Annotated in this window: 9 protein-coding genes; 6 read left to right on the forward strand and 3 right to left on the reverse strand. The window is 40.0% G+C overall.

The annotated features are described in order from the left end of the window. Positions 1–5,262: a hypothetical protein gene (locus AB7E63_RS07995; protein WP_006342176.1), complete on the reverse strand. Its 5,262-nt coding sequence runs from the start codon at positions 5,260–5,262 to the stop codon at positions 1–3. Between the two features lie 242 nt (positions 5,263–5,504). Between AB7E63_RS07995 and AB7E63_RS08000 the strand changes: the two genes are divergently transcribed. Genes AB7E63_RS08000 through nqrE form a run of 4 tightly spaced genes read left to right on the forward strand, consistent with a single transcriptional unit; the run spans position 5,505 to position 9,330 of the window. Beyond that, entirely contained in the window at positions 5,505–7,043 is a 1,539-nt protein-coding gene (locus AB7E63_RS08000) for a Na(+)-transporting NADH-quinone reductase subunit B (protein WP_006342177.1), read from the forward strand. Further along, positions 7,024–7,938 (forward strand): NADH:ubiquinone reductase (Na(+)-transporting) subunit C, encoded by a 915-nt coding sequence (gene nqrC, locus AB7E63_RS08005; protein ID WP_006342178.1) that lies wholly within the window; start codon positions 7,024–7,026, stop codon positions 7,936–7,938. Before AB7E63_RS08000 ends, nqrC begins: the two co-directional genes overlap by 20 nt. Before the next feature lie 24 nt (positions 7,939–7,962). After that, positions 7,963–8,595, forward strand: coding sequence for an NADH:ubiquinone reductase (Na(+)-transporting) subunit D (nqrD, locus tag AB7E63_RS08010; RefSeq protein ID WP_006342179.1), 633 nt, complete (start codon positions 7,963–7,965; stop codon positions 8,593–8,595). A gap of 12 nt (positions 8,596–8,607) precedes the next feature. Next, the gene (nqrE, locus tag AB7E63_RS08015; protein ID WP_428419147.1) at positions 8,608–9,330 is read left to right on the forward strand and encodes an NADH:ubiquinone reductase (Na(+)-transporting) subunit E; all 723 of its coding nucleotides are present in this window, start codon (positions 8,608–8,610) and stop codon (positions 9,328–9,330) included. A gap of 61 nt (positions 9,331–9,391) precedes the next feature. On the opposite strand, the gene AB7E63_RS08020 is transcribed toward nqrE, so the two are convergent. Beyond that, positions 9,392–11,965: a glycogen/starch/alpha-glucan phosphorylase gene (locus AB7E63_RS08020; protein WP_006342181.1), complete on the reverse strand. Its 2,574-nt coding sequence runs from the start codon at positions 11,963–11,965 to the stop codon at positions 9,392–9,394. Positions 11,966–12,102: 137 nt separating this feature from the next. Here AB7E63_RS08020 and AB7E63_RS08025 point away from each other — a divergent pair, with 137 nt between their 5' ends. Both AB7E63_RS08025 and AB7E63_RS08030 read left to right on the forward strand, forming a co-directional pair. After that, the gene (locus tag AB7E63_RS08025) at positions 12,103–12,303 is read left to right on the forward strand and encodes a hypothetical protein (protein WP_013925456.1); all 201 of its coding nucleotides are present in this window, start codon (positions 12,103–12,105) and stop codon (positions 12,301–12,303) included. A gap of 6 nt (positions 12,304–12,309) precedes the next feature. Then, positions 12,310–12,993, forward strand: a complete 684-nt coding sequence (locus AB7E63_RS08030) for a sulfite exporter TauE/SafE family protein (protein WP_013925457.1) — start codon at positions 12,310–12,312, stop codon at positions 12,991–12,993. A gap of 84 nt (positions 12,994–13,077) precedes the next feature. On the opposite strand, the gene AB7E63_RS08035 is transcribed toward AB7E63_RS08030, so the two are convergent. Beyond that, positions 13,078–13,887: ankyrin repeat domain-containing protein (locus AB7E63_RS08035; protein WP_428419150.1), on the reverse strand; the 810-nt coding region annotated here is incomplete at its 5' end.

The raw sequence follows: 13,887 nt of genomic DNA on the forward strand, positions 1-13,887 counted from the left end.
CTATTTTCGCACTTCATGTTCAGATTGAGGTTGTTTTTGCAAAGAATACTTGGGTTTTTGCACGGTCCCTTGCACCGTTATTGTGAGTAACTCCGCTAATTTAAAGAGCAGGTTGTATTGCTTCATGCGCACTTGAACGTGCAGATTGCCATCAAAATCCATGTATGACTGATAGGATGTGTTCGGTAAGTAAAATTTCGACAATCTCCCGTTGCTGTATAGATCTTTAAAACGGGTAAAATAGATTTTCCCATCTTTAATTTTGTAATAAATGCTTCCCATTACTGGAGTCAGAACCGTGACGTCTAATCCAATACGGGATAAAATTTCACCAGGGATAGCAAAAATTGTATTGGGCAAGACTTTCTTTTTAGAATTTGTAAAAGTGAATTTGCCTTTCCCCGTAATCTGATCCGAATTGATTAAGCTTCCGTGTACATTTTGGATTTCCAAATGCCGAATCACAAACGGCGTAGCTGGGGTGGTTATCATGCCACTAGGATCGCGCAAAATGCTGGGCCGAAAATCGGAAACATTGACTTGAGGGATATTTAAAATCACGTCCTCATTCTCTGCTTTCAAAGACATCTGTGCAATTTCTAATTTCCCAGCAGGATCGTTCACCTGCACATTGTTGAATGCGATTTCATTTTGGTGATATTCAACTTCTGCAGTTAACGAATCGAAGAGACACTCTCTAAAAACAAGATCTTCCCCGTATAGCTGCCCTACAAAGTAAAGATTTTCTCCAGAGGCTAAAGAATCTTTTTGTAAGATCCATTGTCCACTTAAGGTGCAAGTCCCATTTAAAGAACAATTTTGAGCCTTTTCTAACAGATTTTTAGGCAAATATCTCAACGCTTGATCAATCTGGATCAGAGTCGTCCCTTCATAAACTCTATCAGTAGATGCCGAAGGAACTCTTGCTAAATGTACAGAGCTTCCTAAAAGAGATCCTTCTACACGATCAATAATAAACCCTTCAGAAAGAGTGTCTCTCCATAGCAATTGAACGCCAACTTTTTTCTCAAAATGATGCTCAGGATAATGCTCAGAAATCAACATTTCCCCAGAATCATGTTTTGGTGCTGAAGAACGGACCAAAACCCAAAAAAGATGATCGTTATAAGGGGATTGAAAAATAACTTTGCTCTCAAATGGATCTTTTTCAAAACTCAGGTTTTTACACACATATTCGCTGTCATAAAACCGATAAGTCCCGTCCTGCATCTCCAAATGAAACGCTATATGAGGCAAAGCAAAATCCACATCTAGTTTTCCCTGCACCTCTCCAGAACTCTTGATTTTTTTGATTTCCTCACCATATGTATGACTGATAAAATCAGGAAAAGCCTGTTGGAAGTTTTCAACTGCCCATTCTAGATTGTTTGCAGGCAAAGAAAACGCACAACCTCGAATAGCGGCTTCACCATTCTTAAAATCAAAATCCATCTTTTCAATATCGATCGCCACCTTAGGATTTCGCTCTTTGGCATGTAAAAAAGCGGTTTTGAAATTTCTAAGCGTCATTCCCCGGTCTGAGACAAAATGGCAAAATACTTTTTCTGTCTGATCAAAGTTTATTCCTTTCGCAGAAAAATTTTTAAAGTCCGTTTGAAGTAATAACTCAACCCGCCAATCTTTGGATTCTTCCAAATGTTGGATGCGAACCTCTCCAGCTGCATTTATTTTCCCATCCACAAGATTCTCATGGATCATCTTCTGAAAAATTTTCCATTTTGGAAGATTCCCAAGATCAACCTCCAAAAGATTTAATTTCCCTTTAAAAGAACTATTTTGGTCATAATAAATCCCTTCTAAACCTGCTAATAAAGCATTATCAAAACGAATGCCTAAGAAGTTAACATTCCAACCATAGTCTTTTCGCAAAATATCTGCAGATAACGAAAGTTGATCGAATTGAAGTTGATCAATAGCCCACGCACTCCCTTTTTTACGACCTGTTAGGAGGCAGGAGTCAAAATGATAATTTTCATCACATACCAAATGGCTTCCTAACATTTGGTAATTGTACTGTTCCGCGATTTTATCGTAACGAATTGCAACTTGAAACTCGCCTTGTGTTTTCTTGAGTTGGTCGAGTAGCTTAGCAGAACTCTTTAAGGGAAAAAATAAACCAGTTTGATTTAATCTTTGAAAGTCGTGTACGAGAGTACTGATGTTAAACCCGAATTCGAAATTTAAATCATCAATTTGCCAATCTTCCTTTAACGTTAAATCAAAAGCATTGGGGTGCACATCACCAAAATGAGTCAACTCATGATCAAAAGTAAACTGGATGACTTTGTCACCCGTCAGATTCATCCGATTCGATGAATTTCCCACAACGCGTAATATATCCCGACTTTTATCACTAATCCAAACATCAAATTCTGCTTGATTTTGGGTATAATCAAGTAAGCGGATATAATCTCCAATAACATCATACTCTTCTAATTGATGCGCTGCTCCCACAAGAAAAACCCCTTCCAAATCAGAAAAAATAATGGATTTGGCTTGATGATCATAATCAAAATGCAAGGAAAAATCTTGAAAGCGCATTTGGTCATTTTCCCAAAGCAATTTGCCATCCGTCAATGCGCCTTCCACATTAGCTATAACCGTATATGTTTCAGGAGAAAACGTTAGATTCAGCATCCCCCCTCTTTGCCGATAAGAAACGAGCCCTTCCATAGGCATTTTCAAAAATGGAGAAGGTGCCATAAACCTTGAGAGGAATGTTTGAATCTGAGAAATTTTCCCATTCATAATATCCGAATGAATCACCACATCATAGATGCCTGCTTGCCGACCAGAAAAATCGATATCAATGGCCCCACCAAAGAAAATGCCGTCAGAAAAAGATTCGATATGACGAATATGAATCTGTGAGCGATCAAAAAAAATAGAGGCATTAATTTCTTCGAAAAGGAGTTCGTTATACTTTTGAAAATAGGATCCTTGTTGAACCGGTAAGTAGCCAAATTGTGAACCATCCTCAAAATTAAAATAGTGAATGGCGGGATAACTGGCCATCGACACTTTTTCCCGGACAGTTTCTTTGACCTCTATAAGGAACGATTCGCACTCTAATGCTAGCTCACAGGCCTGGTAAGAAATCATCAGATTGCGAGAGTCAAAGATTCCAGAAAAGTCCCCAGTTCCCCGCAATTCTAAAGAGGAAGCCCCCAAAACAAAGGGTGAAACAAACTTAGATAAATTAAGCTCTTTTGCTTCAAACCACCCATCTCGCAATACTAAACCACAAATTTTCTGTTCAGTTAAAAGATGTACTTCTACAAGATTTTGCAACTCATTTTCTGGAAAATTCGCTCTTAAAAATTCCTCGTATTTATCTTGTACTTCACTTAATGAACGCGGGATTTTTTCACTTTCCACCGCAAAGCCAAATAAAATCGTATCGGCTCCATCTTTCGATTTTTCAAAAAAATGAATCGAACCTTCCACCTGTCTTCTCGCATGCGATTGTCTTTTTACCCCGGCAGAAATGACAAGCTGATCCGAAACAAAGGTGTCGTTTATTTTTTCTTTGAGATAATCGGGGAATAGACTGACAACTTCTTGGGCATTCCCATGAAATTGTAACTTCATCATTTCATCAGGAGATAACCAATCCACCTCTACAAATCCGGCTAAGCCAGCAATCTTTCCTTCGGCAAGAAACTTTTGCAAGGTCCCCTGCTCAATTTTGAATCTCGTATTGATCTCATGAAGGCGCCAATCTTTTTCTTCAAATCCAACAATATGCAGCTCACCATTTGAAATCGAGCACTCCGCTTCGGATTGTCCCAACACGGGAAACTCTTTAGGATTCAAGAGCAATGCCCCTTTCATCAAATCACATTCAAATGTGGCTCTCCAAGGCTTAATATAGAATTTAAAATCTCGAGCTGAAAAATGTCTTAAATTAATTTCGCTAATTTTAAAAGAATCCAATTGGGCAAACAAAGAAGCATCGATAGAGCCTGCTAACAATTCGACAGGATAAACTTTGTGAAAAAATTGATTAAGTATACCAATCTGATTGACCTCAAAGTTTTGAATATCTAGCCATGCTTTTGCACTGGGTTGATGAAAATTTTGAATACTGAACTGAATTTTTGAAGGAGACTTTAAAGATGTGTCAGCAAAGCAACTCATCTCAAAAACACTTTGCTCTGCCGTGATCGTGGACTTCCCCTCTAGATGTAAAGGCACAATTTTATCACAATAAGTACAAATGCCATCCCCATTTACAATCAATCCTTGCTCTGGAAGAAAGATAAGTCCTCCTTGGAAATCCTTGACTTCCCACAAAAGCTTATCCCCCTCAAAACTTGCCAAATAAGAATCTTTTGATAATTGAATAGTTCCAATGAGATTAAAAAAAGTTTTCCAAAAAGGATTGCGAGCAAATTTCTTTGCAGGAGATTCATGACGATCTAATTGGATATTTAATTCGCCAACTTCACCTTTCAACCCCAACATAGGCAAAGCGAGAGCAATATGATGAGCCTTGAGATTTCCTTCAAGTGAAGGGGCTTTTCCCTTCATTAGATTAAAAGCGATCTCTCCATTCATTTGACCTTGAGAAATAGCCAAGGTATCTGTCGAAGGAGAAAGGTGCTTCCAGAAGGTCGCCAGTTGCGCACAGTCGACAGCGTTGAATTCACATGCATAACGATGTTCTCCTTCTTTTAAGCGTGAGGCCCCTTTAAATTGGATTGCATCACGATCATTTGATGAAAATCCCATCTTTAAAAGGATCTGCAAAGATTTATCGGCTTGCAGCTGTCCTTCAAAATCGAAAAAAGCCTGTTCTAAGCCCGAGGCATAGGTAATTCGCCCGTTTTTAAGAATGACCGACCCCTGAATTTTAAATAATGGATGGGGCTTGCCCTGAGACATCCCAGAGAGCAAATCTTCTTCATTTTGCAACAAGTAAAAATGTGGTTCTTCAGCTACCACAGAAAGATCTAGATAAAGAGGCATCCAAGAAAAAATAGGCCGAATTTTTAATTGACGAGCTGAAAAGCGTTCTTTTTGCGAATCTGCATGGGCAACTTTCACATCATGAAAAACAAAATACCCATTGTCAAAGGCCATTTCTCGATATTTAAAATACCCATTCAAACGGGATTCACAGTACTTCTGACAATACCACTCACTTAGCGCTCCAAAAATCGGCTTTTGAAAAAAAAAGAGGAGGCTGCATGCGATAAAAATACCCAAAAAAATACGTATGCCGACTTTTACTACCATGATTCCTTCATTTTCTTTTCTTTGACATGCCCTAATCGAATTTTATGGATCGGTTCCAAAAAAAACCACCTGAAACATCCGAAGGGCTAAAACATTTTAAGTTGTTTTTTTTAATTTGACTTTTGGAAAAAATTCAGTACCCTTGCAGATAAAACCCAATTTGCACCCTGATCTGCTCCTTATATCTAGGAGGTACCAGTTGATGCATTCGGTTAAAAAAGCTCAAGTCGGAAACCATACTTATGCTACGGAAGTTTTTAGATTACCAACTTTCCCTTGCTGAAAAAGGGAAGCCTTTACATCCTATACGTCCTCTTATTACAGCGGGCGATACATTTTTATATGAAGCTCCCTGTAACACAAAAGTAGGTCCTCACATTCGAGATGCCATTGATGTCAAAAGATGGATGTTGATCGTCGTTTTTGCCTTAATCCCCTGCATCCTCATGGCGATATGGAATACAGGCTTACAATCTTTTGTATATTCCAGTGGCAACTACCAATTAATGAATGAATTCCTTTCAAGCAGCACAAGCTTTCAAGGATATTTCGATTTTGCCCTAAAAGACAATCGCTATTTAACAATTCTAAAAGAAGGGCTGTACGCTTTGCTTCCTCAAGCCTTGATTGCTTATGCAGTTGGAGGACTATGGGAAGGCATCTTTGCTTGCGTCCGTCAGCATGAAATTTCCGAAGGTTTTTTAGTCACCGGGATCTTATATGCCTTAATTTTACCTCCCACGCTGCCTTATTGGATGACTGCCGTCGGAGTATCCGTTGGGATTATTTTTGCGAAAGAGGTTTTTGGTGGATCGGGGATGAATATTGTGAATCCCGCGCTCGCTTGCCGCGCATTCCTCTTCTTTACCTATCCGGGGAGAATGTCTGGAAATGTATGGGTAGGAACAGATGCGACAAAGGTGCGTGAAAGCTTAATTGCAATGAATCAAGATTCTAAAGCTAGCACCTTAGATGGATACACGCAAGCCACACCGCTTGCTAAATTTAATGTCACGCCTGAAATCAAACGCATACATGTGGATGCGATTGCGACAAATAATCTGGGGCAAAATGTAAACACCTACCCAACGATTCAGGAAAAATTTGCAGAGTGGAATGCCCATAGCGCAAATCAAGCGACTCTAGGCGAGCTGAGTCAAGAACAAATGAAAAACTTTGTGACATCCCCTTTAACAGAGGGTGGCCTAGGATTATCGCCCGGTTACTATGAAGATGCCTACCAATTTTCCGCTCTTGATCATGGGATTGGTTCAACAAACAACGACTGGGGCTTTTTCTTTGGCAATAAATTAGGCTGCATGGGAGAAACCTCAACTCTGGCTTGCATCTTAGGAGCAATTCTCTTAATTTATACAGGTGTAGGAGCTTGGAGAACCATGGTTGCTATGGCCTTGGGAATGTACCTGACGGCCCTATTTTTTGAATTTGGCTCCTCATTTTTTGCCGGGGCTCAAGGATCGTGGGCTCCTGCGACTTTTGGATTCCCAGCCTACAAGCACCTCCTATTAGGAGGTGCGGCTTTCGGAATTGTTTTCATGGCCACCGACCCCGTCTCTTCACCCAGCTTAGATTCGGCCAAATGGATTTATGGGCTCTTTTGTGGGATTGTCACGATGCTCATTCGGGTGGTCAATCCAGCCTATCCAGAAGGCGTGATGCTTGCAATATTAATGGGAAATGTATTCGCTCCGCTATTTGATTATTATGCTGCACGATTCTATAGAAAAAGGAGGCTGAGCCATGTCCCATCCAGCACCTAGAGGACCTAGTAATGCGCAAGTCATTACATTTATTGTTATTTTGAGTTTTATTTGTGCACTCATCCTTTCTGTGCTAGCCAGTGCTCTAGCTGGACCAAAAGAAATTGCACAAGAGCTCGATCGCAGCAAACAAATGATGATTGCTGCCAAAATTTTAAGCCATGACGGCTATTTTTTAATGCAAGACAAAGAAGGCAAATCTATCCCCGCTAAATTTGATAAGGGAGGCCTTTTAGTTCCGGGTACACAGCAAGATATTCCAACTAGTGCGGAACTGATTGAGATTTACAAAAAAAGGCTCAAACCCTTTTTGGTGGATGACAAAGGCAAACGATTTACATTTCAAGAGGCTAATCTCAATGAAGAACAGTACATTGCGGATTACAAAAAGAGTGGCTATTATAAACAGCCTTATCGTTTGCTCTACGAAATTCTTCCTAACCAAGCAGATGAAAAAGATGCCAAACCAATTGGTTACGTAATCCCAGTCAATGGGTATGGACTCTGGGATGCAATTTATGGATATATCGCCTTAAAACCAAATGGGAATACGGTAATTGGAATTTCTTGGTACGATCAAAAAGAAACTCCAGGACTTGGTGCCAACATAGCGGAAGCTCCGTGGCAAAACCTGTTTCCAGGAAAACATATCTTTCAGGAAAGCCCAGATGGACAAACAAACTTTAAAAGCGCACCTATTGGAATTTATGTTGTTAAAGGAAAAGTTTCCGAAGTTTTAGGAGACTCACCTAAAGCTAAAAGTGCTGTAGATGGGATGGCAGGAGCCACACTGACAGGAAATGGGGTGACAGATGCTTATCGGGAAGTGCTAAATGCTTATCGCCCATTTTTGATTGCAGTGCATGATGAAAATAAAAATGAAGAAAAAACCTAACCTATATACAAAAGAGAACGTGGTATGACACAACAAAACCCTCCAGCTATGTCTTATTTGACAAGCCAATTATGGAGTAGCAACCAAATTCTCGTGGCTGTCTTAGGGATCTGTTCTGCTTTGGGAGTCACCAACCGATTGTCTGTTGCCATCACAATGGGACTATCCGTTTCCTTTGTAACGGCCTTTTCTTCTTTAATCGTTTCTGCATTGCGCAAAATCACACCAGATAGTGTGAGGATGATTACGCAACTCGCGATCATCTCTGTTTTTGTGACGATTATCGACCAATTTTTGCGGGCCTATCTTTTCAGTGTCTCCAAAGTCTTGAGTGTGTTCGTTGGCTTAATCATCACAAATTGCATCGTGATGGGTCGAACAGAAGGAATGGCGAAGAATGTGAGTCCTTTGCCTGCTTTCATGGATGGACTTGGAGCTGGGCTAGGCTACATGTTCGTTATTTGCATTGTGGGAGCCATTCGAGAACTCTTCGGATTTGGACAACTTCTAAATCAGCAGATCATTCCATTGAGCTGGTATGCCTCACCCGAACAACCTAATGCTTATGAAAACTTCGCATTGATGGTGAGTCCTCCCGCGGCCTTTTTTATCATTGGCTGCTTGATTTGGTTATTCAACATCTATAATAAAAAATAACGGGGTTCGTGAATGGGTGACTACACTTCGCTAAATCTTTTAGGTCTCTTTATCCAAGCAGTATTTATTGAAAACTTTTTGCTAGCAAACTTTTTGGGCATGTGCACATATTTAGCCTGCTCGACAAAGCTCAAAACAGCCAATGGATTGGGAGTCGCTGTCGTTCTCGTTTTAACAGTTGCGGGAATTTTAAATTGGTGCGTACACCAATTTATCACGGCACCTGGAGCCCTTTCATGGCTCAGTTATTTCGGGATTGATGCTGCAAAAGTTGACTTAAACTTTTTAGAATTTTTGCTTTTTATTTCGGTAATTGCAGGGTTTACTCAAATGATTGAAATCATCATTGAAAAAGTTTCTCCAGCGCTGTATAGCTCCCTTGGCCTATATTTGCCATTAATTGCGGTCAACTGTGCCATCTTAGGAGCTTGCTTGTTTGCAGTCACACGCAATTATCCGTTTATTCCCAATCTTATGTATGTTTTTGCTTCCGGAATGGGCTGGTGGTTAGCGATTGCTCTTGTCGCAGCTATTCGTGAAAAGCTTGCTATTTCAGATGTGGTACCTGGCTTAAGAGGAATGGGAATTACGTTTATTGTATCAGGATTGATGGCGATGGCTTTCCAAGGATTTACTGGAATTAAACTGGCGACACCTTCTGGTTCAGCACTGGAAAATGCGAATTCCGCAATCGAAATGCAGACAACTTCTGAACCTTCTCAAGCAAATTTTTAATCCATTGACAAAAGCCGAACGACAGTCTGTCATTCGGCTTTTTGTTCTTAGGCTCTCATTCTTAATATATCCGACACCGGTCTTGTTGACTAAATTCGTCTCTTACCTGGTCGAGAATTTCTGAATCTAATGGACAGGGTGCTAGCCCCCAAATTTTTTCACAGTAATTTTTAATCGAATAATCAATCGAGAATTTCGACATCCCTGCAATATTATGCAAGGCATATTCAGCCCACTTGAGAGGTTCCATAAACAATGTTTCGACTTTCTTTTGAACATTATAGTAACTTTCCAGATCTTTTAGTGTAAAGTAGCGATCTGGAGCGCCCCCGTAATGCATTTCGATTAGCTTATGATACAAGTCACTAAAAGCATGGTGCTCGTCGTCGTTTTGCGCAAATGAGCGATCCCTGAGAGCATCTACCGCTTTCCGAATTTGGGGGTTCGCTTCATATATATCTCGGGAGTGATAAGAATTTTCACTTTTCATTTTCTGAATTTCTTCAGCGGAACATCCAAAAGAAAAAGGCCACCATTGATCCCCAATTTCTTGACGCATTTCAATATTCGCTCCATCCTCCGTCCCAACAGTCAAAGCTCCGTTAATCGCCAACTTCATATTACCAGTCCCGGAAGCTTCAGTTCCAGCTGTCGAAATTTGTTCGGAAATATCTGCAGCAGGAATTAAAAACTCGGCTTTCGAAACATTATAATTTTCGACGTATACAATCTTTAATAAGTTATGCACGGCGGGATCTTTATTAACGCGACGTGCGATACAAAAGATTAAGCGAATAATATCCTTGGCTGTCTCATAGCCAGCCGCTGCTTTTCCCGCAAATATTGCGGTCCGTTTAATTCGATTGTGATGAGGGTTTTCCAATATCTCTTGATAAAGCATGATTAAATGGAGAGCATTCATCAATTGACGTTTGTATTCATGGATGCGTTTGATTTGAATATCGAAAAGGGAATGTGCATCAATAATGGGAGACATTAAAACTGTTGCCCCATCGGCTGTATGCAGCTGATTTTCTTGTTTGATGTATTCAATCAGTTTTTGCTTATTCTTTTTTTTGATGGATAAGAATTCCTCTTGGGAATCCACATCAGAAGCAAACTCAGCAAGCTTAGCAATTTGTGTAAAATCAGTGATCCACCCATCCCCTATCCGCTTCGTTATAAATTTGGCAAGCTCCGGATTACATCCCAAAAGCCATCTTCGCTGAGTCACGCCATTTGTCACATTCACAAATTTTTCGGGGAAAAAATCGTAGAAATCTTTAAAAACAGAATTCTTTAAAATTTCGGTATGCAAAGCTGCGACCCCATTGACTGAATGAGATCCCATAATGGCAAGATTTGCCATACGAACCTTTCCGTTTTCCAAGATCGAGACCCGCTGAACTTTGTGTTCATCATTGGGAAATTTGGATCGCAAAGCGTTACAAAAATCGTAATTCAATCGTTCCACAATTTTATATTGTCTAGGAAGCAAATACTGGAATAGGCTCTGATCCCACTCTTCCAAAGCTTCACTTAAAATCGTATGGTTCGTGTAGCCCGTACACGCTTGTGTCATTTCGACAGCCATTTTCCATGGGATATCATGCTTGAAAGTTAAGATCCGCACAAGCTCGGCAATGACCAGAGAGGGGTGAGTGTCATTAATTTGAATGCGCACTTTATCTGCAAAAGAACGGAAGTTGTCATGATTAGTTAGATAATGGCGGATAATGTCTTGTAAAGAAGCTGAAACCAACAAAAACTCTTGTTTAAGCCGAATCCTCTTTCCCGTTTCATGGTTGTCGTTCGGATAAAGCACATCCGTCAATGTAGTATTTTCAGCAGCTTGCCCAACACTTCCCGCATTGTAACGTTGTAGCTGGAAATTGCGGGGGGATTCTTTAGTGCTCCATAAACGCAATGTAACAACAGAGAAATCACGCGTTTTGCTGTAGCCGATAATCGGAATATCATACGGAAGTGCAAACACTTCTTCGTAATTCGCTAACTTTTGAACTTCATCTCCATGAATATTTGTTGTGGATTCTGTATCGCCACAGTATTTCACCACAACTTTGCGTAAGTCGCGTCTAAATTCCCAAGGATTTTCATTTAAAAGCCAGCAATCGGGAGCTTCAACTTGAACCCCTTCCCATAATTGTTGCTCAAAAATTCCATATTGATAGCGCAAGCCATACGCTTGAGCTGGTAGATTTTGTGTCGCCAAAGAATCTAAAAAGCAAGATGCTAATCTTCCTAACCCCCCATTTCCTAGAGCGGGATCTGATTCCCTTCCTATGATATCTTTATAGCTACGGTTCATTTTTTGCAAAACGCGCTCAACAATGGACTGAGCAGATAGATTACAGATTCCATTTGATAAAATTCGGCCTGGCAAATATTCAAGCGATATATAATAAAGCTTTCTCACATTTCTTAAATTTTGAGTGCGCGCGGTAGCCAACCAGTTAATCATAATCTCTTCGCGTAAAGCATAAGAAAAAGCCCGGTAAAACTCGTCATTATTTGCTTCTGTGGAGATACGCCCCATGGTTGTAATCAAATAATGCTTTGTTTTAGCAGCTAACATTTCTGCTTGATAATCAAGATCGGGTGCTGGTTGCGTCATTCGATGTCCCTTTGCTCTGTTTGCCAAAATTCACGTATAACAAATCATTTTTTTTTTATAACAGAACAGAACGTTTAAAAAAAATTGCTTATTTAAGCAAAAATTTGTACGCTCCCATAAAAAAACAAGAGAGACGGATGTTAGCGTTTATTTTCAAATTTAATTGGTACAAAGTGGGACTCTACACAACGCTTACCGTTTTTATGTCTATGTTTGGCATTGTGGGCTATCAAGCCTATGCGCGTAAATCGGGCAATACAGGTCTCGACATGGCTAAAATTCAGCAAATGCGCTACGAAGCCAATCAATCTTTTTCCTCCGGCCCTCAATCGAAGTGATCCATTATGTCTCTACTCATTTCTATGCTGCCCCTTTATATTTTTGGTAATCTTCACTGTATGGGAATGTGCGGGCCTTTAACATTGATGATTGGTCAACATCGTTACCGCTATTTTTATTTTTTTGGGAGAATGCTTTCTTACATGTTGGTGGGAATGATTGCTGGAGGACTGGGAACAGTTCTTCACCTACTTCTAAAAAAATTTCATGTGATGGAAAGTGTTAGTTTACTTTTTGGAGGATCGATTTTCTTCATGGGGATCTATACGTTAATGGGTTGGCAGTATCCTGGATTGTTATGGATTTCTAAGCGCCTTGCCAAATTTAATGCGCATCTCACAACTTTGATTCTCCAAGACCGCGCATGGCCCTCTTTCTTTTTCGGTTTTTTCACTGTGTTACTGCCATGTGGCCAGACATTGATCGTATTTTCTGCGTGCGCCTTATCAGGGGATTTATGGATCGGAATGCTGAATGGCTTTGCTTTTGCATTGCTAACCTCCCCCTCCTTACTCCTCGCCATGCAAGCCCACCACCTATTAAGTAAATTAAAAGCACATTATGCTTTGTTGATGGGAGGAAGCGCAATGATCATTGGATCCATTTCCATCTGCCGTGGACTTGCTGAAATCGAGCTAATCGAACATTTGACGTTTGAATCGCCTTTTTTTCATTTGGCGATTTATTAAAAAGAAATAGCGAGACCCAGGGTCTCGCTAATATTGAGATAGAAGACCGATAAACTTTCAAAATATATCGGTTTCTTCATGCATTTAGTTAAATCTTCTGATAACGTCTTCGGCCATCTCATTACTTTCAAGAGATTTGATCAGACCCGCATCAATCCAACTTTCTCTTGATGGATCCGCTTTTATTAGCATTCCGATCAGCTTAGTATTTCCATTAGCAATGGCTATTTTTAACGCATTTTTTCTTTCATCATTTATACATTTCAGATCTGGATTTTTTGAAAGTAACCACGCTACCATTTCTTCATTGTTTGCATTGACAGCTTCAGCCAATGGAGAATGTTTCCTTATGCCTTCAATAAAATTTAATAAATAAGGCGCTTGTGAAAGAAGCTTTTCCGCCAATTGTTGAGCATAATCGGAGAATTCTTGTTTTGCAAAAAGATGTAAAGCTGTTTGTCTTTGCTTAACAGAACTTCCGACGACGTCTCCCGCAATGGATGTATTCCAAACATGAGCCCCTCGCTCAATATGCCAATCTTCTGATACCTGTGGTTGCAGGTTAAGGATTATTTCCCAGTAGCCTTTAAAATCTTCGCCTTTTAATTCTTTTTTTAAATTCATAAAAAAAGACTTACTAGATTTTTCGAGAGACTGATCTCTAACAGTTAAAGATTTACTTCCCACTTCTAATGAAGCTGATATGCCTTGGAGCAGAACCGAAGGATATTGTTTGACGTTACCAATGATTTTTTCCACGTGTTCATCAAAAGGGAGAACTGAAAGAATCGTCATAATATGCCTTAAACGAGTTTTATGACTTATTTCAACTTCCTCATCAGTTCGATAGCGCTCATTCTTTGTGATATTCAGGGCTAATTTTTCAACCGTTTC

It is taken from the genome of Parachlamydia sp. (genome assembly GCF_050255895.1).
GTDB lineage: Bacteria > Chlamydiota > Chlamydiia > Chlamydiales > Parachlamydiaceae > Parachlamydia > Parachlamydia acanthamoebae.

Bases quoted from the DNA above. Each gene is read 5' to 3' on its own strand.
- AB7E63_RS07995 (WP_006342176.1), bottom strand. From the start codon at position 5,262: ATGGTAGTAAAAGTCGGCATACGTATTTTTTTGGGTATTTTTATCGCA.
- AB7E63_RS08000 (WP_006342177.1), top strand. From the start codon at position 5,505: ATGCTACGGAAGTTTTTAGATTACCAACTTTCCCTTGCTGAAAAAGGG.
- nqrC (WP_006342178.1), top strand. From the start codon at position 7,024: ATGTCCCATCCAGCACCTAGAGGACCTAGTAATGCGCAAGTCATTACA.
- nqrD (WP_006342179.1), top strand. From the start codon at position 7,963: ATGACACAACAAAACCCTCCAGCTATGTCTTATTTGACAAGCCAATTA.
- nqrE (WP_428419147.1), top strand. From the start codon at position 8,608: ATGGGTGACTACACTTCGCTAAATCTTTTAGGTCTCTTTATCCAAGCA.
- AB7E63_RS08020 (WP_006342181.1), bottom strand. From the start codon at position 11,965: ATGACGCAACCAGCACCCGATCTTGATTATCAAGCAGAAATGTTAGCT.
- AB7E63_RS08025 (WP_013925456.1), top strand. From the start codon at position 12,103: ATGTTAGCGTTTATTTTCAAATTTAATTGGTACAAAGTGGGACTCTAC.
- AB7E63_RS08030 (WP_013925457.1), top strand. From the start codon at position 12,310: ATGTCTCTACTCATTTCTATGCTGCCCCTTTATATTTTTGGTAATCTT.